Below are 23,442 nucleotides of genomic sequence, written 5' to 3'. Positions count from 1 at the left end.
TGGGTCAGGCGGCCTGTTCGACGGTGAACGTCAGAGCGAGGCCGAGGATCTGCATGCCATGGACATTGTCGGAGGCTGAGCTGGCGATGAGACTCTCAAGAAATTTCAACCGCTGCGAAGTGGCGTTGATGATCAGCCTCGCGCGCAGGCCCGGCATGGTTAACGACGAGATAGGGTACACCACCCGACCGCTGATATAGACCGGCAGCTTGCGTAGCTCCACCTGGCGCAGCACGCCGACGGTGGAATAGAGCAGCGCCAGCGGCGTAACCGCCCGCACCGGCGCGGGACTGATGGTCGCGAAGTCGAGCATTTTTTCAGGACGCAGGTAGTTTACGCCCTGAAAGGCGATGGTCATCCCTTCAATAGCAGGTAAAGGCAGAGTGATGGTCTGTGGTGATGAGTCAGTCATTCGATTACCGTCGAGACAATGTACTGGTGATAAAAGAGGACGAAGAGGATAAGTATGGTGGATAACCCGGATGTGTGCTGAGCGCGGGCTCGCAATCTCACAGGCTGACCGTGAGTGGCTGGTTTTATTCGCGTTATTGCGCAATAAACCAGCAGGCGGACGGTGTGAGCTTGCAATTCACCAGGTCAGCAGGGATAATGCGCCAGCGCGTTAGGCAACTAACGCTCTCAATGGGGGCTCTGTTGGTTCTCCCGCAACGCTACTCTGTTTACCAGGTCAGGTCCGGAAGGAAGCAGCCAGAGCAGACGACGTGTGTGCCGGGATGTAGCTGGCAGGGCCCCCACCCATTTCTCCCGCCTGGTGTTTCCCTTATATTTGTCCGGTTTTTACTCCTGCAATAATTAATTTCTGATAAAGATCGCATATTAGTTTTTGTTGTTAAAACCCCCTGCTTTTATTCCATAATATTTACTTGTCATAAATCTGAAATACTACTGAAATATTAATGTCATTTGCATGTCATAAATAAAGCGCATCTTATTGATGGGAATTTGTTGCCAGGCTCATGCTGTAAAATATATCTCTGGATCAGCATGTTAACTTCGTGTATTAATTATGATGATTTTATTGCACGGGAAGCGTAGCTATGACCACAGTGGTTTTGAATGTAAAAATTGACGCAGAGCTAAAAGAAAAGTTGCGTCATTTTGCGGAAGTTAATAACGAGAACCTGGGAACGGCAACGGAAAAGCTGCTGCAGCTGGCTTTTCAGCTGGAGGAGTCAGCAGGTGAGGCGGGGGTGACGGAAGAGGACATTGACAGCCAGCATACCGAAGAGGAAGCAACGCCACTTACCCCTAAAGAAATCAAAGCATTAAGAAAACTTCTGAAGAAGAAAAAATGAAACAACAATTCTCTACAGCCAGCAACTATAGCGAAGCTTGCGATATGTTGCGCTCAGGATACGTAAAACACGTCCGCCTGAACTGGAATATCGGTAGTGATGAGTTCTTTCGCATTGCTTCCGACTGGTGTGACACCGGCGCTAAAATCAAAAAAGATGAAGATGGCTTTATTATTTCCCTGAAAGGGTTTCCTATTCCGCGCCAGCATTAATGAAATTGCCTTCTTTCTGTCATTGGGTTGCCATAACCAGAGGGCAGGATAGCCAGGCAATTTTATAAAAACATCTCATATACCTCATGGATGAAGGTCATTTGACGGGCTGAAGTCAGCCCGTCGCTATTTTCTTATATTATTTTTCGCAAACGTGTATTTTCCTTCTGTTCAGCAAGGCTTTGCCACAGCGGTTGTAGCGTGGAGAAGGCCCGGCGCAATGCTTCATCCGGCAGCGTAAACGGCAGACGTAAATAGCGATCGAACGCCCCTTCCAGCCCAAACCGCGTACCGGTGCCGATATGGATCCCCTGGCTTTCCGCACGCGCAGAGAACAGGGTGGCCAGCATGTCAGGAAGTTCCACCCAAAAAGAGAGCCCACCTTCCGGTGGCGAAAACCGCCAGCGGGGAAAATATTCCGCCATCAGCGTTTCGCACATGTCCCGGCGCGCCTTGAGCATATCCCGCCGCGGCGGCAGCAGTGTGGCGGCATTTTCCAGTAGCCAGCTGCAGGCCAGTTGCTCCAGCAGCGGCGTACCCAAATCCAGCGAATCGCGGGCCTGAATAAGCGAGGCGATGGTCCGCGCGCTGGCGCGGATCCAGCCGATACGTAGTCCCCCCCAGAAGCTTTTCCCGGCCGAACCAATGGTGAGCACCGCGGCATCGGGATTGAAGCTGGCCAGCGGCGGGGGCGGCGGCGCGTTATACCAAAGGTCGGCCATGGTCTCGTCGATTACCAGCGTTGTTCGCGTCCTGGCGGCGATGTCCGCAACCCGCTGGCGGGTGGGGGCATCCATACAGCGTCCGGTGGGGTTGTGAAAATCCGGCATCAGCCACGCCAGCCGCGGCGCAGTCTGCGCAATAGTCGCCGCCAGTCCATCGCAGTCCCATCCCTGCTGCGGAAGCGCAACCCCGACGGGGCGGCAGGAGGCGCCCTGAATGGCACTGATGGCCATCGGATAGGTGGGGGCGTCAATAACCACCCGATCGCCCGGCCCGGTGAACAGGCGCAGGATCAGCGCGAAGGCGCTGAGCGCGCCGTTGACCACCATCACCTCATCGGGCCGCGTCGGCAGACCGCGTTCGCTGTAGCGCCGGGCAATCGCCTCCCGCAGCACCGGCAGCCCCTGCTGGTCATAGCCAGTCTGTGCGAGATAGGGCGGCAGCAGGGTCATAGCGTGCTGGAAGGCCTGATGGACCTCCGGCCCGGCGCTGAGGGCGGCGGTAGAGAGATTAAGCGTAGATGAGATGCCGGCAGGCAGAGGAAGATCGGCGGGGCGTTCCGGCAAAACAATGCGTGACCCGCTCCCCTGGCGGCTGTAGAGAAAGCCCTCCTCCCGCAACTGGCCGAGGGCGCTGGCGATGGTGGTCCGGCTGACGTTCAGGGCCGCCGCCAGCTCGCGCTCGCCGGGCAGGCGCGTTTGCAGCGTCAGGCGACCATCAAGGATCAGCAGGCGGAGTGCTTCCGCCAGCTGGCGCCATAGCGGCGTGCGTGAGCTGGTCTCCTGCCAGTTGCCGAGCAGGCGTACCAGCGATTGGGTTCCAAAGCGTCGGGCTGACATAGCGATCCACTTTTCCAAAACTGGCCATTAATTATCAGTCCATTTTTGCTGATGATGAGGGCATTCGCAATGATGTTGAGGAAAAAATATGCTTCGTCGCCTGCTGCAGTTATATATTGGTCTGGTGCTTTACGGCGTGTCCACGGCGCTCTTCGTGCATGCCAATCTCGGCGCCGATCCGTGGGATGTTTTCCATCTCGGGGTGGCTAAACAGCTGGGGATCAGTTTCGGTACGGTGATTATCCTGACCGGCGCGGCGGTACTGCTGCTGTGGATCCCGATCCGGCAAATGCCGGGGCTCGGCACGGTGAGCAATGTCATCGTGCTGGGACTAGCGGCGGACGCCACGCTGGCCGTCCTGCCGCCGCTGGAGTCGATGGTGGCGCGCAGTGCGCTGCTGGTAGGAGCGATTGTGCTGAACGCTATCGCTACCGGGATGTATATTGGCGCGGGCTTTGGCCCCGGGCCGCGCGATGGCCTGATGACCGGTCTGCATGCTCGCACTGGTTGGTCACTGCGCGGTATCCGGACGGCGATCGAGCTTTCCGTACTGCTGATTGGCTGGCTGCTGGGGGGCAAATTTGGCGTCGGAACCGTCATCTACGCGCTGTCGATTGGGCCGCTGATCCAGCTGTGCCTACCGTGGTTCAGCCAGCCCGTCAGCCGCAACGCGGTCAGCCCTCCCCGGGAAATAGTCTCCTGAATTAACCCATCGCCCTCTTCATCACGGAGAGGGCCTTTCATCGCTTACAGGCCGCTCAGGCCATGAAGCATCATGTAGATCCCCACCACAATAATCAGTAAGCCTGAGAACCAGGGCGCCTTGCGCGAGAGGTCGTTAAGCCACGGCCAGCGGCGGGTGGCATGTTTAAGGCTCAGGGCGGCGATGGCCCCGGAAGCCACCAGCGTCAGCGCCAGACCAACGCTAAAGCCCAGCACCAGCGTGGCGCCCAGCGAGAATTTCTTCAGCTGTAAACAGATAAGCAGCACGGTAATGGACGCCGGGCAGGGGATCAGCCCCCCGGTCAGGCCAAACAGTACGATCTGCCCGGTCGTCACCTGGCGGCCATCAAAGCGCCGGTTGATCTCCTGAGCATGAGCCCGCTGATGCGCGTCCTGCCACTCCTCCGCCACCAGCGGCGCGGCGGATGAGGACGCATGGTGATGGTCATGGCGGTGATCATGGTCATGGCGGTGATCATGGTCATGGTGGTGATCATGTTCATGGTGGTGCTCATGTTCATGGTGGTGCTCATGTTCATGGTGGTGCTCATGTTCATGGTGGTGCTCATGGTGCGTGTGAGGCTGCGATTCGCGCCAGGTGCGCCAGAGCATCCAGCAGGCAATCAGCACAATGACAATCCCTGAGACCAGCTGAAACCAGGGTTCAGAGGTCTGCGCGTTCCAGCCGCGGCCAAACCACAGGCCGGCCATGGCGATCAGCCAGACCACTGCCGTATGCGAAACCGTGGCCGCCAGCCCCAGCAGTACCGCCTGTTTTAACGTTCCTCGCACCGCCACGATAAAGGCGGCCATCATGGTTTTTGAGTGCCCGGGTTCGAGACCGTGCAGCGCGCCGAGCAGTATTGCGCTGGGTATAAACAGCCAGGCATTGCCCTGCTGCAGAAGGGAAGTGTAATCGTTCATATCGGGATCCTTGCCAAAAGTGCGTTTATCCTACTCCCCCCCAGTAGTAAAATACTACCCCCCAGTAGATAAAGCGGCTAATAAAAAGGATCATGGTATGCTGGCAGGCGTTGCTGACCACGCAGGTCGGTAATCCCGGACAGAATGAAACGGTGGATCGTGCAATGTCACATACAGTTCGACACAAAAAGATGTTACTGACCCGGCTGAAGAAAATTCAGGGGCAGAGTACCGCGTTAGAGAAAATGCTTAATCGCGAGCATGAGTGCGCTGAAATATTACAGCAGCTGGCGGCGATCCGCGGCGCGGTCAACGGCATGATGCTGCAGGTTATTCAGGGGCATCTTACCGACCATGTGGTGAAAGAGCCTGACGAGACGCAGCGCGAAGCGGATCTGGAGACGGTGATGCAGGTGATTAAATCCTATCTGAAGTAGCGCCCCCTGACGTTCCGCTCAAGCCACCCGCCGCTTAATGCGCATGGAGGTTATGCTCTGCCCACAGAATGAACTGCTCTTTTGGCAGCGCTTTGCTGTACAGCCACCCCTGGGCGTACTGAACGCCGTGCTGGCGCAGCCAGTCGCGCTGGCTTTCGGTTTCCACCCCTTCGGCGACGGTGGCCAGATTGAGCGCTTTGGCCATTTCAATAATGTGCGGCGTCAGCGGCCGGTACTCGAGGGTATCGACAAAAGATTTATCGATTTTCAGCGTGTCGACGTCCAGTTTCTGCAGATAGCTCAGGCTGGAGTAGCCGGTGCCAAAGTCATCAATCGAGATCCGATGGCCAGCCTGACGGTAGTGAGCGATCACCGGCATAGTCGTCTCCGGGTCGACAAAACCACGCTCGGTGATTTCAAGGATGATCTGTTCGGCGGCGATCCCCCAGTGCTGTAGCTGATTGTGCAACAACGTCGGCAGGGTGGGCGAGCGTAAATCATCTACCGACAGGTTTGATGGAGATGTGCACTTCCGGCCGCTGCCGCAGCCAGGGGCCGAGATCGGCAAAAATTTTCCTGACGATATCTTCCGTCAGCTGCGTGATGAGCCCGGTCTGCTCGGCCAGGGGAATAAAGATATCCGGCGATAAAAAAGTGCCATCGGGCTGCTGCCAGCGGGCCAGGGCCTCCGCCCCGGCAATTTTCCCTTCCTGCAACGAAATAATCGGCTGATAGTGAACCTGAATCGCTTCGGAATTGAGGGCGTCCAGCATGCTGTTGCGCGGTGAGCGCAGGTGCCTTAGCAGACGCAGCAGCAGCCAGGTGGCGAGCAGGCTGGTGAAAATGCCGGCAGGGAGCCAGAAGAACAGCTGCTGTCGAATGCGCTGCTGCAGCGGCAAGGTTGAAGACCAGGTTACGATGCCAGAGCCCAGCTCGGGAATGCGCTGGATCCGGTAGACTGTGTTATCCAGAGTAAGCATATCCACATGCGGATCTTTAATGCGTTGCCAGACTTTCGCCGGCAGCGGCTGACTGCTGATCACCATTTTCTGGTGGTCCAGGCCAAACAGCATGGTATGGATCTTCTCTTCGCTGGCGGGAACGACATCAATAAAGGAGACGGGGTCGATCATCACCATGTGCTGCCGGCTGCCCATGGCCGTCATCTGATGATCGAGGCCAAGATCGTTAATTGAGGTCAGCCAGGTGCGATAGCCGTCGGGGGCAATGTGGTCCGGCGGGGGGAAGGTGACCGCGACGCTATGGTCTTCCAGGGAGGAGCATTGCGGCACGGAATCACGCAGCCAGAGCACTTCCTGAATGTAGCGATGGGTATAGGCGATGCGGCGGAGCGTAAGCAGATGTTCAGGGCTACAGGAGGCGGCGGTGTGTGCGTCAGCCTCTCGTAACGCTTCCCGGGCCTGGTCGGCAACCTGCAGCGTCCGAACGACGATACGGTTGGAATAGTCATCCAGTTCACGATAGAACTGCATTTTGGCCTGCCGCGCCGCCTGCCAGATGCTGAGTGAAATGGGCAGGATGATGGCCAGTATCAGCACTCCTGTAAACAGCGCCATCAGATGCCGGGTCCTCATGCCTGTGTCCTTATCGTTCGCCGGGTGTCATCAGTATATGCGAAAGATAATTCGGGCGCAGCGGGAGAAAACGCGTCGTTTGGGGAAAAAGCCGGCATCACAACAGGCTGCGATGCCGGGAGAGAAGGATGATTCCGATGTAGCAGAATAAAAATGAGGGTGTGAATGCCGGGCAGGGTGTGTTCCGGCATTCAGTCGCAGCATACGCTGCGCAGATGACAGCAATATGTTAGCTAGTGTGCATCCGGCGCCGGGATATCAGCGCTGATGCGCAGGTCATTCTCATCAAACACCATGCAAAAGCGCTCATCGAAAGCCAGATTAATTTTCTGCCAGGGGCGGAAATGGACGTCGCCGGGCAGCAGAACCTTGACGTTGTCGTGGCCGTAGCACTGGCCGAACAGATAGGTATTGTTGCCCAGACGCTCCACCACTTCACATTGAAACTCCACCACGGTACCGGTGGCGACTTCCGGGGTGAGGTGCTCCGGCCGGATCCCCAGCGTCACCGCAGCGCCGGGCTTCAGCGGCTGGGTGGCGATATTCAGGGCCAGCTGATGGTCCTGCGCGAGGGTGACCGTTAAGCGTTCCGGCTGCCAGTCGCTGACGATAGCCGGCAGAAAGTTCATCTTCGGCGAGCCGATAAAGCCGGCGACGAATTTGTTGACCGGATTGTAGTACAGCGCCATCGGCGAACCCATTTGTTCGACTTTCCCGTAGTTCATGACCACGATTTTATCGGCCAGCGTCATCGCCTCCACCTGATCGTGCGTGACATACACCATAGTGGTCTTCAGCTCCTGGTGCAGACGGGCAATATGCAGGCGCATATCGACGCGCAGCTCCGCATCAAGGTTAGAGAGCGGCTCATCGAACATAAACACCCGGGGATTACGCACGATCGCCCGGCCAATGGCCACGCGCTGCCGCTGGCCGCCAGAGAGCTGCTTCGGTTTACGATCCAGCAGGTGCGAGAGCTGCAGCGTTTTAGCCACCATTTCCACCTGGCGACGGATCTCCGTTTTCGGCACTTTATTCACCTTCAGCCCGTAGCCCATGTTCTCTGCCACCGTCATGTGCGGATAGAGCGCATAGGACTGGAAGACCATCGCCACGCCGCGGCGGGCGGGCACGACATCATTCATCACCTCATCGCCGATCAGTACTTCTCCTTCGCTGACCTCTTCCAGCCCGGCAATCATGCGCAGTAGCGTCGATTTTCCACAACCGGAAGGGCCGACGAAGACGGCAAACTCGCCATCTTCAATATCGAGATTGACCTGGTGCAGCGTCACCGTGCTGCCGAACCTTTTGGTGACATTCCTCAGTCGTATATTGGACATCCACATTCCCCGGAGTGAGTAGCTGTTATTTGCCGTTGGCTTATCGCTATGTTGAGTGTGATTTGTATTACGTGTAACAAATCGGTGTGACGATGTTCAACAGCAGTAAAATCATGCCCTGACTATAACTTCCGCGGATTTTGCGCCATACAGGGACGTTTCATTTCTGCAAGGATGATCACACAACTGGCAGCTTATGGTAGTTTTATCAACGATCAAAGCGTAGCGTATAACAAAAGCGCATCAGAACATGTTTTCCAAGTAATACGGCAGTTCGAAAAGATTTATTTTTCTAACTGGCAGCCGGAATTCAAATAAAAACCATTAAATTGTTATACCTTCACATGAGGTTGATAATGAAAAAGAACACGCTTGCTGCACTGATCCTTACCACCCTGGCGGCGGGGCAACTCGCCAGCCTGCAGGCGCATGCCGCCGGGCAGCTCAACGTCTGGGAGGACATTAAAAAATCCGCTGGCATCAAAACCGCGGTTAGCGATTTTGAAAAGCAGTACAACGTGAAGGTCAATCTCCAGGAGATGCCCTACGCCCAGCAACTGGAAAAACTGCGCCTCGACGGCCCGGCGGGCATTGGGCCGGACGTGCTAGTGATCCCGAATGACCAGCTCGGCGGCGCCGTGGTACAGGGACTACTCTCGCCGCTCAGCGTCGATCAGGCGAAACAGGATGCCTTTACGCCAGCCTCCATCAATGCCTTCCGCATGGACAACGCGCTGTATGGGATCCCGAAGGCGGTGGAAACCCTGGTGCTTATCTACAACAAGGACCTGATCGACAAGCCGCTGGACAGCCTGCAGGCCTGGCTGGACTACTCGAAAACCCAGCGCGAGCAGAACAAATACGGCCTGCTCGCCAAGTTTGACCAGATCTATTACAGCTGGGGGGCGATTGGCCCGATGGGCGGCTATATCTTTGCTAAAAACGACAGCGGCGGCTTTAACCCGCAGCAGGTGGGTCTCAATACCCCCGGCGCCGTCGAAGCCGTCACCTTCCTGAAAAAATTCTATGCCGAGAAGGTCTTTCCGGCGGGGATCCTCGGCGATAACGGGCTGAATGCCATCGATTCCCTGTTTACCGAGAAAAAAGCGGCGGCGGTGATCAACGGCCCCTGGGCCTTCCAGCCGTATGAAGCCGCTGGCATTAACTATGGCGTGGCGCCCCTGCCGACTCTGCCGGACGGCAAGCCGATGAGCTCCTTCCTCGGCGTCAAAGGCTATGTAGTATCGACCTGGAGTAAAGACAAAGCGCTGGCGCAACAGTTTATCGAGTTCATCAACCAGCCGCAGTATGTGAAAGCCCGCTATGTCGCCACTGGCGAAATTCCGCCGCTGAAGGCGATGATTGACGATCCGGTGATTAAAAACGACCAAAAGGCCAGCGCCGTCGCCATCCAGTCGGCGCGAGCGGTGGCGATGCCGGGCATTCCCGAGATGGGGGAAGTGTGGGGGCCGGCCAACGCCGCGCTTGAACTGAGCCTCACCGGTAAGCAGGCGCCGCAGGCCGCGCTCGATAACGCGGTGAAACAGATCACGATGCAGATCGAAGCGATGCAGGCCAGCAATCAGTAATTCACCGTCACGTGAAGTCACCGAGCGGGAGGGGGACCTCCCGTTTGTAGAAGGAGTCGAGTGTGAGCATCCATTCCAGCGAAAATTTTAGCGACGCACGCGGGCCCGGGCGCCATGCATGGTGCGGCCTGCTGCTGGCAATCGTGCCGGGTTTCGGTCAGTTTTATCATCGCCAGTGGCTGAAAGGGCTGGTCTTCCTGGTGCTGCTGAGCAGCTTTCTGGGGATTTTTTATGATTTCCTGCGTGAGGGGTTGTGGGGGTTATATACCCTGGGTGAAGAGGTACCGCGGGATAACTCTATCTTCCTGTTAGCCGAGGGGATTATCAGCGTGCTGATCGTCGCTTTCGGCGTGCTGATCTATTTTCTCTCGCTGCGGGATGCGTGGCTCAACGGCAAAAAACGCGATGAGGGGATCGCCCTCAACAGCGTGCGTAAGCAGTACCAGATGCTGCTGAGCGACGGCTTTCCGTACCTGATGATCACCCCGGGCTTTATTCTGCTGGTGTTTGTGGTGATCTTTCCGATTCTGTTCGGTTTCGCCATCGCCTTCACCAACTACAACCTGTACCACACCCCGCCGGCGAAGCTGGTGGACTGGGTGGGGCTGAAAAACTTTATTAATATTTTCACCCTCTCCATCTGGCGCTCCACTTTCCTGGATGTGCTGCAGTGGACCGTGGTGTGGACGCTGCTGGCGACCACCCTGCAGTGTACGGTGGGCGTGCTGCTGGCGATTCTGGTGAACCAAAAAGATCTGCGCTTTAAGCCGCTGATCCGCACCATCTTTATTTTGCCGTGGGCGGTGCCGGGGTTTGTCACCATTCTCGTTTTTGCCGGCATGTTCAACGACTCCTTCGGGGTCATCAACAACGCGATCCTGTCCTTTTTTGGCATCAGTCCGAAGGCATGGCTCACCGATCCGTTCTGGACCAAAACGGCGCTGATCATGATGCAGACCTGGCTTGGCTTCCCGTTTGTCTTTGCCATGACCACCGGCGTGTTGCAGGCGATCCCGGACGATCTGTATGAAGCGGCGACGATGGACGGCGCCAGCGCCTTTACCCGTCTGCGCACCATCACCCTGCCGCTGGTGCTGTATGCGATCGCGCCGATCATCATCACCCAGTACACCTTCAACTTTAATAACTTCAATATCATTTACCTGTTCAACAACGGCGGCCCTGCGGTGGCAGGCTCTAACGCCGGCGGGACGGATATTCTGGTGTCGTGGATCTATAAGCTGACGATGTCTTCGTCGCAGTACGCCATCGCGGCGACCATCACGATCCTGCTGTCGATCTTTGTCGTCGGCCTGGCGCTGTGGCAGTTCCGCGCCACCAAATCCTTCAAAAATGACGACATGGCGTAAGGGAAGCAACATGGCTCAATCACCCAGTATTAAACGCGAAAAGTGGATCCGACTCTCTCTCACCTGGCTGGTGGTCATCCTGGTCTCGGTGGTGATTATCTATCCGCTGGTCTGGACGGTCGGGGCGTCGCTGAACGCCGGCAATAGCCTGCTCAGTACCTCTATCATTCCGGAAAACCTGTCGTTCCAGCACTATGCCGATCTGTTCAATGGCAATGTGAATTACCTCACCTGGTACTGGAACTCGATGAAAATCAGCTTCCTGACCATGGTGCTGACCCTGATTAGCGTTAGCTTTACCGCTTACGCCTTCTCCCGCTTCCGCTTTAAAGGGCGGCAGAACGGGCTGATGCTGTTCCTGCTGCTGCAGATGATCCCGCAGTTTTCCGCGCTGATTGCCATCTTTGTCCTGTCGCAACTGCTTGGCCTGATTAACAGCCATCTGGCGCTGGTGCTGATCTACGTCGGGGGGATGATCCCGATGAATACCTGGCTGATGAAAGGGTATCTCGACGCGATCCCTAAAGACCTGGATGAGTCCGCTCGCATGGACGGCGCCAGCAGCTTTCGCATCTTTATCGAGATCATCATGCCGTTGTCGAGGCCCATCCTCGCGGTGGTGGCGCTGTTCTCGTTCACTGGGCCGCTGGGGGATTTCATCCTCTCCAGCACCATCCTGCGTACCCCGGATAAATACACGCTGCCTATCGGTCTGTATAACCTGGTGGCGCAAAAAATGGGTGCCAGCTACACCACCTACGCGGCGGGGGCGGTGCTGATCGCCGTACCGGTGGCGATCCTCTACCTGGCGCTACAAAAATACTTCGTCTCCGGCCTGACCTCGGGCAGTACTAAAGGATAAGCACATGAAAAGATTCACACCCGCATGGCTTGCGGTTTGTCTGGCATGCAGTTTCTCCACCTCTTCTCTGGCCGCGGACGCGCTTGCAACCCGCGCGTTTCAGGGCATGCCGGCGGACTTTATCAAAGGAGCGGATATCTCCACACTGCTTGATGCCGAAAAGCACGGGGCGACGTTCTACGATCAGAATAATCAGCGCAAGGATCCGATCGCTATTCTGAAAGAGAACGGCGTCAACTATGTCCGCCTCCGTCTGTGGGTGGATCCGCAATCGGCGAGCGGCGAGGACTATGGCGGTGGGAACAATGATCTGGCCACCACCCTGGCGCTGGCGAAACGGGCGAAAGCCCAGGGGATGAAGCTGCTGCTTGATTTTCACTACAGCGATTTCTGGACCGATCCCGGCAAGCAGTTCAAGCCGAAAGCCTGGGAAAAGCTGGATTACCCGCAGCTGAAAACGGCGATTCATGACTATACCCGCGATACCATCGCCCGCTTTAAGCAGGCGGGCGTGCTGCCGGATATGGTGCAGATCGGCAACGAAATCAACGGCGGCATCCTGTGGCCGGAAGGGAAAAGCTGGGGGCAGGGCGGCGGAGAGTTCGACCGGCTGGCTGGCCTGCTGAACGCGGCTATCGCTGGCCTGAAGGAGAACCTGCGCCAGGGCGAGCAGGTGAAAATCATGCTGCATCTGGCCGAAGGGACCAAGAACGATACCTTCCGCTGGTGGTTTGATGAGATCGACAAGCGCCATGTACCGTATGACGTGATTGGTCTGTCGATGTACACCTACTGGAATGGCCCGATCAGCGCCCTGAAGGCCAATATGGATGACATCAGCAAACGCTATAACAAAGACGTCATCGTCGTCGAGGCGGCCTATGCCTATACCCTGGCCAACTGCGATAACGCGGAAAATAGTTTCCAGGCGAAAGAGGAAAAGGATGGGGGATATCCCGCCAGCGTACAGGGGCAATATAACTATATTCACGATTTAATGCAGGCGGTGGTTGATGTGCCAGACCAGCGTGGCAAAGGTATTTTCTATTGGGAGCCTACATGGATTGCCGTGCCGGGAAATACCTGGGCCACCCCGGCGGGGATGAAATATATCCACGACGAGTGGAAAGAGGGTAATGCACGTGAAAATCAGGCGCTATTTGATTGCCAGGGAAAAGTATTGCCGTCGGTAAAAGTTTTTAATTAATTTTTTTGTCGTCTTTTTCAGGAAGTTTATTATGAATAAATTTGCACCTTTACATCCGAAGGTTAGTACGCTGCTGCATGGCGCGGATTATAATCCGGAGCAATGGGAGAATGACCCCGATATTATTGATAAAGACATTGCCATGATGCAGCAGGCAAAATGCAATGTGATGTCGGTGGGAATATTTAGCTGGGCGAAACTGGAGCCACGCGAAGGGGTATTTAATTTCGCCTGGCTGGATATTATCCTCGATAAACTGTATGCCGCCGGCATTCATGTCTTTCTGGCCACGCCGAGTGGCGCGCGTCCGGCGTGGATGTCGCAGCGCTATCCGCAGGTTCTGCGGGTGGGGCGCGATCGGGTGCCGGCCCTGCACGGCGGCCGTCACAACCACTGTATGTCGTCACCGGTCTATCGCGAGAAAACCCTGCAAATCAATACCCTGCTGGCAGAACGTTATTCCTCACACCCGGCGGTGCTGGGCTGGCATATTTCCAACGAATATGGCGGTGAATGCCATTGCGATCTCTGCCAGAACCGTTTTCGCGACTGGCTGAAGGCGCGTTACCAGACCCTGGAGAACCTCAACCAGGCCTGGTGGAGTACCTTCTGGAGTCATACCTATACTGACTGGTCGCAGATTGAATCGCCTGCGCCGCAGGGCGAGATGTCGATCCACGGTCTCAATCTTGACTGGCATCGCTTTAACACCGCTCAGGTGACCGATTTCTGCCGCCATGAAATTGCTCCGCTGAAGGCGGCGAATGCTTCCCTGCCGGTGACTACCAACTTTATGGAGTATTTCTACGATTACGACTACTGGCAGCTGGCGGAGGCGCTGGATTTCATCTCCTGGGACAGCTATCCGATGTGGCACCGCGATAAAGACGAAACCGCGCTGGCCTGTTACACCGCGATGTATCACGACATGATGCGCAGCCTGAAGGGCGGCAAACCGTTTGTGCTGATGGAGTCCACCCCGGGCGCCACCAACTGGCAGCCGACCAGCAAACTGAAGAAGCCGGGAATGCATATTCTTTCCTCGCTACAGGCGGTGGCGCATGGCGCCGACTCGGTGCAGTATTTCCAGTGGAGGAAAAGCCGCGGTTCGGTTGAGAAATTTCACGGCGCAGTTGTCGACCACGTCGGACATATTGATACCCGCATTGGCCGCGAAGTCTGCCAGCTCGGCGAGATCCTCAGCAAGCTGCCGGAGGTGAGGGGCTGTCGCACCGAGGCGAAAGTAGCGATTATCTTCGACCAGCAGAACCGCTGGGCGCTGGATGACGCCCAGGGGCCGCGCAATCTTGGGATGGAATATGAGAAGACGGTCAACGAGCACTACCGCCCGTTCTGGGAGCAGGGCATCGCCGTCGATGTGATTGACGCCGATGTCGATTTAACGCCGTATCAGTTAGTGATTGCCCCGATGTTATATATGGTGCGCGACGGCTTTGCCGGTCGGGCGGAGGCGTTTGTCGCCAACGGCGGCCACCTGGTGACCACCTACTGGACCGGTATCGTCAATGAGTCCGATCTCTGCTATCTCGGCGGCTTCCCGGGCCCGCTGCGCAATCTGCTGGGGATCTGGGCGGAAGAGATCGACTGCCTGAATGACGGCGAGTTTAATCTGGTGCAGGGGCTTGCCGGGAATCAGTGCGGTCTGCAGGGCCCTTATCAGGTGCGCCATCTCTGCGAACTGATCCATATCGAGAGCGCCCAGGCGCTGGCCACCTACCGGGATGATTTTTATGCCGGACGGCCGGCTGTGACGGTGAACGCGTTCGGGAAAGGCAAAGCCTGGCATGTGGCCTCCCGCAACGATTTAGCCTTCCAGCGCGATTTCTTTACCGCCCTGAGCAAGGAGCTGGCCCTGCCGCGGGCGATAGCGGCGGAGTTACCACCCGGCGTGGTGGCGACTGCGCGCACCGACGGTGACAACGCATTTATCTTCCTGCAGAACTACAGCGCGCAAAACCATACCCTGACCCTGCCGCAAGGGTATTGGGATTGCCTGACCGACGCGGCGGTATCGGCTCCACTGACCCTGTCGGCATGGGATTGCCGTATTCTCCGTCGTCACGCGTAATTTCTTCTTCTCCACGCCTGCTCTGACGAGCAGGCTTTTTTTTATCTTAAACCTGGAGTTAATTATGGTGAGTTTAAAATCCTTCCTGCACTATTTCTCCCCAGCGCGTCCGGCACAGCCATTAAGCGAGGCGGAAAAACAGCAAATCGAGGCGCTGATTCAGGCCTTTGGTGGCGAAGCGAATATTACGCAAGTGGACGCCTGTATTACCCGTCTGCGGGTTAGCGTTCGCCATCTTGCGGCCGTGGACTCCGAAGCATTACAGCAGCAGGGCGCGCTGGGGGTTATTATTCTTGGTCAGCAGGTGCATGCTATTTTCGGTAAGCAGTCCGATGCGCTGCGTCAGCTTCTGGATGAACATTTTGCCGCCCGGAAATAAATAAAACGGGATAACCTGAAAGCAGGTTATCCCGAAAATAAGACAAAGACAGCAGTGGCAATAAAGTTTACCGGAAGATAATTAACAGTCTTACAGCAGGAGATAAAAATAACGTATGAGTCTTAGCCGTGCGCAATTACCACCAGGCCTCAACCTGCACGCCGAAATTCCAGGTATTATTCGCCGTCTGGTCTTCAAACGGTTTACCATCTTCGGAATCATTCAAATATGAAGCAAAAATGCGTAATTCCGGACGTGACATAAAGTCTGGCCCGTCCGCCAGGCCCAACGCAATGGTGTATTTCTCACCGGCCTGTTTGTAGCTGGTGCCATTGTTGTAGCTGTCTTTCTGATAGAAACCGCCGACTTCGCCAATCAGGCGCACGTAGTCGGTGAACTGGTACTGCCCGCGGGCGACCAGCGACAGCATCCGCGTTTTGTCGGTATAGTCGCTAATGTCATCCGCCGAGCCCCAGGTCAGAACGTGGTTGATAGAAAACTTCTCAGTAATCGGGATCAGGCCGGTGTTAATCACGCGATAACCGGTGGCGTCGTTCACGTAGTTCCACATATCGTACCAGCCGCCGCCCTGGGAGACCATGTTCTGCGCCAGGCCTTTGTTGGCGTACTGCAGCACGGTTTTGTTATAGCCGCCCAGCATATCCTGACTGATTTCACCGGTCAGCATGACGCCGTTGTCAGCATCGTACAGTCCGCCGTAGCTATCCTGTTTTTTGGTGGTGTTTGGCATCGCGTAGTCGATACCGAATTCGGTCCACGAGCCCGCCCATGGCTTCCAGCCCGCGTAGCGTAAATCGATATAGTTGATATTGACGTTGCTATCGCCATCGACGCGATAGTCAACATCGTTGGCATCGCCGCGGATCCAGGCCAGCGAGACGGCGCCCGGGCCGAGGGTGTAGTTTTCCACCCCGGCTCCGGAGCCGGAAATGTTCCAGTATTTGGTATCGATGATATGCAGATCATGGCGCTGGTAGTAACGTTTACCGCCCCAGATCACCGCATTCGGATCGCCAGGGATCAGCCCCTTTATCTGCAGGTTCAACTGACGTAAGCCGAACTGTGCATCATCGTTCAGCGTGGTTTCATTATCGTTAGAGCCGTCGGAGACCATGCTGACCATACTGTCGAGATAGAAGCTGACGTCATCTTTCTTATAGACCTCAGAGCCCAGCTCCAGCTCGCCATAGGTATCCGACTCGTTCCCCAAACGGCCCAGCTTATTTTTTTGCCATTCCGCTTCGCTACCGTCGCCGGAGACCCCAACCCCGGCGCGCATATAGCCATGGAAATCGATCGTTGGGATCGCGGCGGTGGCCGCAAACGCGGAAGGAGCGATTAGCGCAGCGGCTAACGCGACTGAAAGGGCGCGCAGTGTAGTGTTCATCTCTATCCTCTTATTGTTTTGTATTACGTTCACATAACTGGTGTCATAAAATGCCTAAATGTAACTTCAGGCAAATGAGATATGATTATTGTGTGACTAACTGCAAATAATCACGGTAGTTTTTGTTGCGATGGGTGAGATGATTCACAATTCGTTGTATTGTGAACGTAATACTTTTATCGCTATTGTTTTGCAGTGAGAGGTGGCGGTGAGCGTTTTTTCAAATGGCCCCTGTTACAATCATGGGATAACAACATAAGGAACCGGACCATGAAGTCTAAAAGCGCTACTCTGGAAGACGTCGCACGCCATGCGGGCGTCTCTTACCAGACCGTGTCCAGGGTACTCAACAAATCAGCTAATGTATCCGAAGCGACGCGTCGCAAGGTGGAGAAATCGATAGAGGCCTTACGCTATGTGCCAAACCGGCTGGCGCAGCAGCTGGTGGGGAAGGAGAGCCAGACGGTCGGGCTGGTGACTATTTCTCTGGCCTGGCATGCGCCTTCCCAGGTGGCGGCGGCGGTAAAACGCTATGCCAACCTGGAAGGTTACCAGGTTCTGATTTCGATGATCGATGAGAGCGTCAACCAAAGCATCCAGGATTCCATCAATGAGCTGAAATCTCAGCGGGTGGATAAAGTCATTATCAACGTGCCGCTGGAGACCGAGCAGGCGCAGAAAATCGCTGCTGACAACGATGATATCGTCTGCCTGTTTCTCGACGTTGATCCCTACAGCTCCGTGTTTAACGTTTCGTTTAACCCGGCGGACGGCACCCGGGCCAGCGTCAAATATCTCTATGAGATGGGGCATCGGGAGATCGCCCTGCTGGCGGGGCCGGACAGCTCAGTCTCGGCCAAACTCCGGTTAAAAAGCTGGCTGGAGACCCTGGATGGTTACGGTCTGAAGCCGGTGACCGTCCTGCACGGCAACTGGGATGCGCAGAGCGGCTACGCCGGCGCGCTGCAGATGCTGCGCGAAACGCCTAATTTCAGCGCTGTGCTGGTGGGTAATGATCAGATGGCGCTGGGGGTGCTCAGCGCCTTCCATCAGCATCAGGTGGCGGTGCCGGGTGAGAAGTCGGTTATTGGCTATGACGATACTTACGAAAGCTCCTTTTTCTATCCGGCGCTGAGTACCGTGTCGCTCGACCTCGACCTGCAGGGGAAAGAGGCGGTGCGGCGGATCCTCGCCAGCACCAGCGGGGCGCCTCATACCTCATCCATTCTGCCAGCGCGCCTGGTGATACGCCATTCCAGCGGCGCCCGAATTGAGCAGGGAAAAGATCTGCAGGCCATTGCGGAACAGCTCCGCGCCATCGCCCACCGTCTGGCACCCTGACGCCAAAGGCGGGGAAACTCGCCTTATCACCTTACCCTTAAATTGAGAAGGGTTGATCTTTGTCACAGCACGGCGTAACCTTATTGTTATGTTATAACGTAATATAGAGGTCATCATGAAAGCCCATATCCATCCTCCCTATCGTACGGTGGTGTTTCACGACACCAGCGCGAATGAGTATTTTAAAGTCGGCTCAACTATCCGCACCGATCGCGTGATTGAACTCGATGGCGAAACTTTTCCGTATGTGACGATCGACGTCTCCTCGAAATCGCATCCGTACTACACGGGCAAACAAAAAACCTTCGCCAATGAAGGCAGTGCAGCCCGATTCCGCCAGCGCTTCGGCGGCTTTATTGATGCGAAAAGGAAAGCATGATGCAGGTCGTCAACTCATTACGTAGCGCTAAACAGCGCCACCCGGATTGCCAGCTGGTTAAACGCAAAGGGCGGCTGTACGTTATCTGTAAGAGCAACCCCCGCTTCAAAGCGGTGCAGGGGCGCAAAAAACGCCGTTAACGGAAACTCTCCAGCGAGCGGCGCTGTTGGCCGTCGGCGGTAAAATTGTCGGCGGCCAGCCATTGGCGCATGGCGTTATCCAGCTCCGGCCATTCGCCGTCTATCACCGAAAACCAGTCCGTGTCCCGGTTGTGTCCTTTACTCACCAGCGCCTGGCGAAAACGTCCTTCGTACTGAAACCCCAGCCGCCTTGCCGCCCGGGCTGATGGGATATTAAGACTGTTGCATTTCCATTCATAGCGACGGTAGCCGAGCGTATCAAAGACATACTGCATCAACAGCCAGTGCGCTTCGGTGGCCATGGCCGTTCGGCTCAGTAACGGTGAAAAATGCACATGCCCCACCTCTACCACACCGTGAGCGATATCGATACGCATTAACGCCAGCGAGCCGACCGCTTTCCCTCGCTGCTGGTCAACGACGGCAAAATGAATCGGGTCTGCCAGCGTGGCGACCTGCTCCACCCAGGCACTGAATTCTGCAAGGTTGCTCTCAGGTTCACGCAGCAGCCACGTCCAGCTGCGGGCGTCTGGCGCCAGCTGGTGAGCGGCGAACAGATCGCTGGCATGAGCAAGAGTCAGCGGTTCGAGTCGACAACGGCTGCCCTGTAATACCTGTCGTGTCGGCCAGGGGCGCGGCTGCCAGTCAGGCAGCGCGACGCCGAGCGCCTGGCCAAACTGATTATATTCGCACATTGCGGTTTCCTTATTGGGGATTTACAGGCAGCGTACGCGCTCGCTGGTTCCATAAAAAGTGCCATTAGAGTATGTTTTTATGGGGCCACGAGGAGGCAAAATGAATATACCGGACGAGGGGTTTTTTACGCTGTTGACGCAGGGGATGCGGAACCGCACGGTCGAAACCTTACAGCGCGCCCTTTACCACACCTTACGTGACGCTATCCTGCAGGGAACCCTGACGGCCCGCTGCCGTTTACCCGGATCGCGGGTGATGGCCGAACGGCTACACCTGTCGCGGAATACGGTCAATGCCGCACTGGAACAGCTGGCGCTGGAGGGATACCTGACACGGAGCCGTCAGGGAACGCAGGTGGCACCACTCGCCTCCTGCCGCCAGGAGGCGGGTCAGATGCCGCCCGTCGTGCTGCCTGAGCGGCTGCAAAGGCTGCCAGCCGCGATGCGCCGCGACTCACCGACGCTGGCATTTACGCCAGGCATGCCGGCGGTAAACTATTTCCCGCTGCCGCTGTGGCGGCGACTGATGGATAACGTGCTACGCGAAGATGGTAGCGCGCTGCTGGGTTATGGCGAAGCCGCGGGCGATCCTTTGCTGCGAGAGGCTATCGCTCGTCATCTGGCGCTCTCCCGGGGCATCCGGTGCGATATCCGGCAGATCGTCATCACCGAAGGCGCGCTGGAAGGCGTCAACTTATGCGCCTCGCTACTGACCAACCCGGGCGACAGCGTGTGGCTGGAAGAACCGGGGTACCTGGGGGCGAGGAGTGGCTTCCAGCGGGCGGGGCTGCGGGTCAGAGGAATGGCTGTCGACGATGAAGGGATGTGTATTGCCAACGGCGTCGCGGAGCCGCCCCGGCTCATTTTCACCTCTCCTTCACACCAGTATCCCTGTGGGAGCATCATGAGCGCCGGGCGCCGTCTGGCGCTCGTGGAATATGCCCGCCGGCACGGGGCGTGGATTGTGGAGGATGACTACGACAGCGAGTTTCGCCATAGCGGAGAACCGATCCCGGCGATGCTGGGAATGGTGCCTGATGCCCCGGTGGTCTATCTCGGCACCTTCAGCAAAACGCTGTTTCCGGCGTTGCGTATCGGTTTTATGGTTATGCCGCCCGCGCTGGCGGATGCTGCTCAGGACGCCATTGGCGCGCTGCTGCGCGGGGGACACCGTGCTGAACAGCGGGCGCTGGCCAGCTTTATCGAGAAGGGACACTATGCGCGCCATCTGGCAGCGATGCGCCGCCTGTACCGTAAACGTCAGCAACAGCTGCGCGAGGCGCTGGCGCAAGAGATAACCGTGCCGTGCGACGTTCTCGGCGGGGGAGGGGGGATGCACCTGACGGTGGCGATGGAGGGCGTTAATGACCGGACGCTTGCGCAGCAGGCGCGCCAGTTTCAGCTGGCGCCCGCCGCGTTAAGTCATTTCTATCTCGACCCGCAGCGAGCGCGGAGCGGACTGGTGCTTGGGTATGGCAATACCTCTGCTTCTCGCTATCTCCCGGCGCTGCGGACCCTAAATCGCCTTATTGCGCAGCACCGGCGCGCGTGAGGGTAAAGACATCGTAGAAGGAGAGCTCGCCTTTGGTGGCGACCATCTTTTTGAGCTGCGCCTTCTGCTCGCTATCGACGTCTGGCGACTGCAGGATACGGTCGATCAGCTGCCGGGGGACAAAGCGGGTGTTGTACCATTCCCCGTTGTAGCACACGCGAAAGTCGAGGACATCGATATCCTCGTAGCGATAGCGTGGATAGACGTCAAAGAAGAAAAAGGCGTTGAACAGAATGAACAGCACCACCAGCAACCAGACCGAGTCTACCAGCGTTTCAGAGCGCAGCATGACCACCAGCGTCGCCAGAAACGCGGCATACATGGCAACAAACAGTCCCGGATGGTTGCGGATAAAACTGATGCTAAAACGCGGGCGATTATCGCGTTTTTCCTGGACGTTGAGTTCGTCAATGGTGTGAATCAGCAGGCGTTGTATTTCTGTCATCTTGGTCCTCGAATTCTGCAATGAGCCTGCCGCGCCCGGCGGACCAGGCGCGGCAGGCTCAGCCTGAAGGCTATTTTATGTTGCAATATTCTGCGGAGAAAGTAACAGATCAGTTACAGAAAAGCATAACAGTTACGGATTTGTCGGCGGAAGGCGCTTAATGATCTGCGCCGGGTTACCGCCGACGACGGTACAGGCAGGGACGTCTTTGGTGACCACCGCGCCGGACGCAATGACCGCATTATCGCCAATGGTCACGCCGGGATTGATCACTGCCCGACCCCCAATCCACACATTGTGGCCAATAGTTACCGGCTTGCCGTATTCCTGGCCGCTATTACGCGCATCGGCGTCCAGCGGATGAGTGGCGGTATAAATATGGACGCCTGGCGCCAGCATACAGTTATCGCCAATATGGATAGGGCAGACGTCGAGCATCACGCAGTCAAAATTGGCGTAAAAACCGGCGCCGAGAAAAATATTATAACCATAGTCGCAGCGAAAGCTTGGCTCGATATACGCATCGCCGGCGCGAGCGAACAGCTCGGCCAGAATATGCTGACGTTGTTCCTGGTCATCCGGGGCGGAATGATTATAACGGTGCAACAACTGTCTGGCGCGCAGGCGATCGGCGCGAAGCGTTGGGTCGCCAGATAAATAGAGCTCACCGGCGATCATTTTGCGTTTTTCTTCACTCATGGGTCTTCCTTATACCTGACTGTTGATGGCCGTAGCAGTATAAAAAAGAAACCGGTTACAGGGTTGCTGTTGGCTGAATGATGTGATGTCTATCACAAAGATACCCTACGGCGGCTGACCCGTACCGTCCGGCCAGCAGACCACGTAGTACGCGTAAATTAGCGGATAAATTTCCAGACAGAGGTCGGGATTTTATCGTATAGCTTATTCATGGTCAGTTCCGCCAGACGATGGTCGGCAGCTGAGTAAAATACCGCCAGCTCATTATCAGACAGTTCATATTTATTTTTTTCAATGACGCGCTCCAGCGTGTCAATTGTCTGGCAACGACGTAAGCGCATCAAATAGTCTGTTTTAGTTAATGGCTTATCAGACATAATTCCACCTTTTGATTGTAATAATTCTAACACGATAGACTGGCCGGGTTTTCCCGGCTGGCGTTGACAAAGCAACGAAATAGTCGGTTACCGGATTTTTTCCACTTTTGCAAATCCGTAGAGTTAATGCCGTAGTTACTGAACAACGTAAAAGTGTCGTCCAGATATTCGTCAACCTGAGCGATCAGCTTATTATCCTCTGCATACTTAATTTTATAATTAAGAGCGAATGTGGCAATGTGCTCGATCAATTCATTTAACTGGAGATTGACAGCCGACGTCGGGTCGTTGACCCAGCCATGGTTGCTCTCTTCCAGGTTTGCAAGGCAGTCATGATACAGCGTTTCGCAGAGAAAGCGTAGCTGTGCAATATCATGTCTTTTTGGCGAGTATTCGTCCATAACGCATCCCCTTTTGAGTGGTTTAAACGACGACTAGCAAACACCGTTGTGGGATGAACACGACTAACTGACCTGACACTAACTGAGTAATCCTGCTGATTTAACTATAATCCACTCTCCAACAGATTTCATCGTGCTATTACGAAAAATTACAATTATCAGCGAGAAATTATCTTAAAAATAGACGAATTAATTTCGCAGGCGCTGGCCCACAGCCGGAGAAATAGAGAAATCTTATGAATCATTGGTTTAAGGCAGGCAGCTGTCGCGTTCAGAAACCGCCGACCCGTGGATAATGATAGTAAGATTATTCCTGGTAAATGAGTGTTTGCCGATCCCGAGTTGTTGAACAAGCTGCTAAAAATAGCCTGCGCCATATCAATATATATTAAATGCA

25 protein-coding genes, 1 other RNA gene and 1 pseudogene are annotated in these 23,442 nt (G+C 55.9%); 16 read left to right on the top strand and 11 right to left on the bottom strand.

Features of this window, described 5'->3' with window-relative positions; translation table 11 throughout:
* Positions 1–4: 4 nt before the first annotated feature.
* On the bottom strand, positions 5–412 hold the full coding sequence (locus KB890_RS08380) for a dTDP-glucose pyrophosphorylase (RefSeq protein ID WP_004178755.1): 408 nt from the start codon (positions 410–412) through the stop codon (positions 5–7).
* A gap of 240 nt (positions 413–652) precedes the next feature.
* On the opposite strand from KB890_RS08380, the gene ffs reads away from it, so the two are divergent.
* The 3 genes from ffs to KB890_RS08365 all read left to right on the top strand — a co-directional run bounded on the left by ffs (position 653) and on the right by KB890_RS08365 (position 1,528).
* Positions 653–749: signal recognition particle sRNA small type (ffs, locus tag KB890_RS08375), an RNA gene on the top strand.
* Between the two features lie 309 nt (positions 750–1,058).
* Positions 1,059–1,316, top strand: coding sequence for a hypothetical protein (locus KB890_RS08370; RefSeq protein WP_004147352.1), 258 nt, complete (start codon positions 1,059–1,061; stop codon positions 1,314–1,316).
* Positions 1,313–1,528, top strand: a complete 216-nt coding sequence (locus KB890_RS08365) for a hypothetical protein (RefSeq protein WP_004142688.1) — start codon at positions 1,313–1,315, stop codon at positions 1,526–1,528. Before KB890_RS08370 ends, KB890_RS08365 begins: the two co-directional genes overlap by 4 nt.
* A 134-nt stretch (positions 1,529–1,662) precedes the next feature.
* On the opposite strand, the gene KB890_RS08360 is transcribed toward KB890_RS08365, so the two are convergent.
* Complete coding sequence (locus KB890_RS08360) at positions 1,663–3,090, bottom strand: MocR-like transcription factor YczR (RefSeq protein WP_004142690.1); 1,428 nt, start codon at positions 3,088–3,090, stop codon at positions 1,663–1,665.
* Positions 3,091–3,178: 88 nt separating this feature from the next.
* Here KB890_RS08360 and KB890_RS08355 point away from each other — a divergent pair, with 88 nt between their 5' ends.
* Positions 3,179–3,793, top strand: coding sequence for a membrane protein YczE (locus KB890_RS08355; RefSeq protein ID WP_004177248.1), 615 nt, complete (start codon positions 3,179–3,181; stop codon positions 3,791–3,793).
* Positions 3,794–3,837: 44 nt separating this feature from the next.
* Here the strand turns inward: KB890_RS08355 and KB890_RS08350 are convergent, their stop codons facing one another.
* Positions 3,838–4,737 (bottom strand): nickel/cobalt efflux protein RcnA, encoded by a 900-nt coding sequence (locus KB890_RS08350; protein WP_020325178.1) that lies wholly within the window; start codon positions 4,735–4,737, stop codon positions 3,838–3,840.
* A 164-nt stretch (positions 4,738–4,901) separates the two neighbouring features.
* Between KB890_RS08350 and KB890_RS08345 the strand changes: the two genes are divergently transcribed.
* Positions 4,902–5,174, top strand: a complete 273-nt coding sequence (locus tag KB890_RS08345) for a metal/formaldehyde-sensitive transcriptional repressor (RefSeq protein WP_002891985.1) — start codon at positions 4,902–4,904, stop codon at positions 5,172–5,174.
* 34 nt (positions 5,175–5,208) lie between these two features.
* Here the strand turns inward: KB890_RS08345 and KB890_RS08340 are convergent.
* Positions 5,209–6,769 (bottom strand): annotated as a pseudogene (locus tag KB890_RS08340) (EAL domain-containing protein).
* 233 nt (positions 6,770–7,002) lie between these two features.
* Positions 7,003–8,112, bottom strand: a complete 1,110-nt coding sequence (locus KB890_RS08335; protein ID WP_009307951.1) for an ABC transporter ATP-binding protein — start codon at positions 8,110–8,112, stop codon at positions 7,003–7,005.
* A gap of 356 nt (positions 8,113–8,468) precedes the next feature.
* On the opposite strand from KB890_RS08335, the gene KB890_RS08330 reads away from it, so the two are divergent.
* The 6 genes from KB890_RS08330 to KB890_RS08305 all read left to right on the top strand — a co-directional run bounded on the left by KB890_RS08330 (position 8,469) and on the right by KB890_RS08305 (position 15,608).
* Positions 8,469–9,701: a maltodextrin ABC transporter substrate-binding protein gene (locus tag KB890_RS08330; RefSeq protein ID WP_002891991.1), complete on the top strand. Its 1,233-nt coding sequence runs from the start codon at positions 8,469–8,471 to the stop codon at positions 9,699–9,701.
* Positions 9,702–9,763: 62 nt separating this feature from the next.
* On the top strand, positions 9,764–11,071 hold the full coding sequence (locus KB890_RS08325; RefSeq protein WP_004177243.1) for a carbohydrate ABC transporter permease: 1,308 nt from the start codon (positions 9,764–9,766) through the stop codon (positions 11,069–11,071).
* Between the two features lie 10 nt (positions 11,072–11,081).
* On the top strand, positions 11,082–11,933 hold the full coding sequence (locus KB890_RS08320) for a sugar ABC transporter permease (RefSeq protein WP_004204761.1): 852 nt from the start codon (positions 11,082–11,084) through the stop codon (positions 11,931–11,933).
* Between the two features lie 4 nt (positions 11,934–11,937).
* Positions 11,938–13,140: a glycoside hydrolase family 53 protein gene (locus tag KB890_RS08315; RefSeq protein ID WP_004178761.1), complete on the top strand. Its 1,203-nt coding sequence runs from the start codon at positions 11,938–11,940 to the stop codon at positions 13,138–13,140.
* 31 nt (positions 13,141–13,171) lie between these two features.
* Complete coding sequence (locus tag KB890_RS08310; RefSeq protein WP_020325192.1) at positions 13,172–15,229, top strand: beta-galactosidase; 2,058 nt, start codon at positions 13,172–13,174, stop codon at positions 15,227–15,229.
* 64 nt (positions 15,230–15,293) lie between these two features.
* Positions 15,294–15,608 (top strand): glucose PTS transporter subunit EIIB, encoded by a 315-nt coding sequence (locus tag KB890_RS08305; RefSeq protein WP_002892003.1) that lies wholly within the window; start codon positions 15,294–15,296, stop codon positions 15,606–15,608.
* Positions 15,609–15,744: 136 nt separating this feature from the next.
* Here KB890_RS08305 and KB890_RS08300 read toward each other — a convergent pair whose 3' ends face one another.
* Complete coding sequence (locus KB890_RS08300; protein WP_020325179.1) at positions 15,745–17,016, bottom strand: maltoporin; 1,272 nt, start codon at positions 17,014–17,016, stop codon at positions 15,745–15,747.
* A gap of 270 nt (positions 17,017–17,286) precedes the next feature.
* Between KB890_RS08300 and KB890_RS08295 the strand changes: the two genes are divergently transcribed.
* The 3 genes from KB890_RS08295 (at position 17,287) to ykgO (ending at position 18,876) form a co-directional block, all read left to right on the top strand.
* Positions 17,287–18,357 carry a LacI family DNA-binding transcriptional regulator gene (locus tag KB890_RS08295; RefSeq protein ID WP_002892007.1) on the top strand — a complete coding sequence of 357 codons (1,071 nt, stop codon included), beginning with the start codon at positions 17,287–17,289 and terminating at the stop codon, positions 18,355–18,357.
* Positions 18,358–18,472: 115 nt separating this feature from the next.
* On the top strand, positions 18,473–18,736 hold the full coding sequence (locus KB890_RS08290) for a type B 50S ribosomal protein L31 (protein WP_002892011.1): 264 nt from the start codon (positions 18,473–18,475) through the stop codon (positions 18,734–18,736).
* The gene (gene ykgO, locus KB890_RS08285; protein WP_002892018.1) at positions 18,736–18,876 is read left to right on the top strand and encodes a type B 50S ribosomal protein L36; all 141 of its coding nucleotides are present in this window, start codon (positions 18,736–18,738) and stop codon (positions 18,874–18,876) included. Before KB890_RS08290 ends, ykgO begins: the two co-directional genes overlap by 1 nt.
* On the opposite strand, the gene KB890_RS08280 is transcribed toward ykgO, so the two are convergent.
* On the bottom strand, positions 18,873–19,571 hold the full coding sequence (locus tag KB890_RS08280) for a GNAT family N-acetyltransferase (protein ID WP_002892021.1): 699 nt from the start codon (positions 19,569–19,571) through the stop codon (positions 18,873–18,875). The genes ykgO and KB890_RS08280 overlap by 4 nt on opposite strands.
* 100 nt (positions 19,572–19,671) lie before the next feature.
* On the opposite strand from KB890_RS08280, the gene KB890_RS08275 reads away from it, so the two are divergent.
* Positions 19,672–21,123, top strand: coding sequence for a MocR-like pyridoxine biosynthesis transcription factor PdxR (locus KB890_RS08275; RefSeq protein WP_002892023.1), 1,452 nt, complete (start codon positions 19,672–19,674; stop codon positions 21,121–21,123).
* On the opposite strand, the gene KB890_RS08270 is transcribed toward KB890_RS08275, so the two are convergent.
* Positions 21,098–21,568, bottom strand: coding sequence for a YlaC family protein (locus tag KB890_RS08270; protein ID WP_002892026.1), 471 nt, complete (start codon positions 21,566–21,568; stop codon positions 21,098–21,100). The genes KB890_RS08275 and KB890_RS08270 overlap by 26 nt on opposite strands.
* A gap of 20 nt (positions 21,569–21,588) precedes the next feature.
* Between KB890_RS08270 and KB890_RS08265 the strand changes: the two genes are divergently transcribed.
* Positions 21,589–21,729 carry a hypothetical protein gene (locus KB890_RS08265; protein WP_004147370.1) on the top strand — a complete coding sequence of 47 codons (141 nt, stop codon included), beginning with the start codon at positions 21,589–21,591 and terminating at the stop codon, positions 21,727–21,729.
* On the opposite strand, the gene maa is transcribed toward KB890_RS08265, so the two are convergent.
* The 3 genes from maa to tomB form a co-directional block, all read right to left on the bottom strand.
* Positions 21,701–22,267: a maltose O-acetyltransferase gene (gene maa, locus KB890_RS08260; protein ID WP_002892030.1), complete on the bottom strand. Its 567-nt coding sequence runs from the start codon at positions 22,265–22,267 to the stop codon at positions 21,701–21,703. The two genes, KB890_RS08265 and maa, sit on opposite strands and share 29 nt — an antisense overlap.
* 158 nt (positions 22,268–22,425) lie before the next feature.
* Entirely contained in the window at positions 22,426–22,644 is a 219-nt protein-coding gene (locus tag KB890_RS08255) for an HHA domain-containing protein (RefSeq protein WP_002892050.1), read from the bottom strand.
* A gap of 26 nt (positions 22,645–22,670) precedes the next feature.
* A complete protein-coding gene (tomB, locus tag KB890_RS08250) occupies positions 22,671–23,045 on the bottom strand; it encodes an Hha toxicity modulator TomB (protein ID WP_002892066.1) in 375 nt (124 codons plus the stop codon).
* Positions 23,046–23,442: the final 397 nt, after the last annotated feature.

The organism is Klebsiella sp. P1954 (genome assembly GCF_018199955.1).
Lineage (GTDB): Bacteria > Pseudomonadota > Gammaproteobacteria > Enterobacterales > Enterobacteriaceae > Klebsiella > Klebsiella pneumoniae.
Note: the sequence above shows the minus strand (reverse complement) of the source record. Positions and strands in the feature narration are given on the sequence as shown.

Coding starts and splice junctions, on each gene's coding strand:
- KB890_RS08255 (WP_002892050.1), bottom strand. CDS start 22,644: ATGTCTGATAAGCCATTAACTAAAACAGACTATTTGATGCGCTTACGT.
- ykgO (WP_002892018.1), top strand. CDS start 18,736: ATGCAGGTCGTCAACTCATTACGTAGCGCTAAACAGCGCCACCCGGAT.
- KB890_RS08270 (WP_002892026.1), bottom strand. CDS start 21,568: ATGACAGAAATACAACGCCTGCTGATTCACACCATTGACGAACTCAAC.
- KB890_RS08365 (WP_004142688.1), top strand. CDS start 1,313: ATGAAACAACAATTCTCTACAGCCAGCAACTATAGCGAAGCTTGCGAT.
- KB890_RS08295 (WP_002892007.1), top strand. CDS start 17,287: ATGAAGTCTAAAAGCGCTACTCTGGAAGACGTCGCACGCCATGCGGGC.
- KB890_RS08355 (WP_004177248.1), top strand. CDS start 3,179: ATGCTTCGTCGCCTGCTGCAGTTATATATTGGTCTGGTGCTTTACGGC.
- KB890_RS08305 (WP_002892003.1), top strand. CDS start 15,294: ATGGTGAGTTTAAAATCCTTCCTGCACTATTTCTCCCCAGCGCGTCCG.
- KB890_RS08300 (WP_020325179.1), bottom strand. CDS start 17,016: ATGAACACTACACTGCGCGCCCTTTCAGTCGCGTTAGCCGCTGCGCTA.
- KB890_RS08330 (WP_002891991.1), top strand. CDS start 8,469: ATGAAAAAGAACACGCTTGCTGCACTGATCCTTACCACCCTGGCGGCG.
- KB890_RS08280 (WP_002892021.1), bottom strand. CDS start 19,571: ATGTGCGAATATAATCAGTTTGGCCAGGCGCTCGGCGTCGCGCTGCCT.
- KB890_RS08370 (WP_004147352.1), top strand. CDS start 1,059: ATGACCACAGTGGTTTTGAATGTAAAAATTGACGCAGAGCTAAAAGAA.
- tomB (WP_002892066.1), bottom strand. CDS start 23,045: ATGGACGAATACTCGCCAAAAAGACATGATATTGCACAGCTACGCTTT.
- KB890_RS08265 (WP_004147370.1), top strand. CDS start 21,589: ATGAGCCTGCCGCGCCCGGCGGACCAGGCGCGGCAGGCTCAGCCTGAA.
- KB890_RS08360 (WP_004142690.1), bottom strand. CDS start 3,090: ATGTCAGCCCGACGCTTTGGAACCCAATCGCTGGTACGCCTGCTCGGC.
- KB890_RS08290 (WP_002892011.1), top strand. CDS start 18,473: ATGAAAGCCCATATCCATCCTCCCTATCGTACGGTGGTGTTTCACGAC.
- maa (WP_002892030.1), bottom strand. CDS start 22,267: ATGAGTGAAGAAAAACGCAAAATGATCGCCGGTGAGCTCTATTTATCT.
- KB890_RS08350 (WP_020325178.1), bottom strand. CDS start 4,737: ATGAACGATTACACTTCCCTTCTGCAGCAGGGCAATGCCTGGCTGTTT.
- KB890_RS08345 (WP_002891985.1), top strand. CDS start 4,902: ATGTCACATACAGTTCGACACAAAAAGATGTTACTGACCCGGCTGAAG.
- KB890_RS08310 (WP_020325192.1), top strand. CDS start 13,172: ATGAATAAATTTGCACCTTTACATCCGAAGGTTAGTACGCTGCTGCAT.
- KB890_RS08315 (WP_004178761.1), top strand. CDS start 11,938: ATGAAAAGATTCACACCCGCATGGCTTGCGGTTTGTCTGGCATGCAGT.
- KB890_RS08335 (WP_009307951.1), bottom strand. CDS start 8,112: ATGTCCAATATACGACTGAGGAATGTCACCAAAAGGTTCGGCAGCACG.
- KB890_RS08320 (WP_004204761.1), top strand. CDS start 11,082: ATGGCTCAATCACCCAGTATTAAACGCGAAAAGTGGATCCGACTCTCT.
- KB890_RS08275 (WP_002892023.1), top strand. CDS start 19,672: ATGAATATACCGGACGAGGGGTTTTTTACGCTGTTGACGCAGGGGATG.
- KB890_RS08380 (WP_004178755.1), bottom strand. CDS start 412: ATGACTGACTCATCACCACAGACCATCACTCTGCCTTTACCTGCTATT.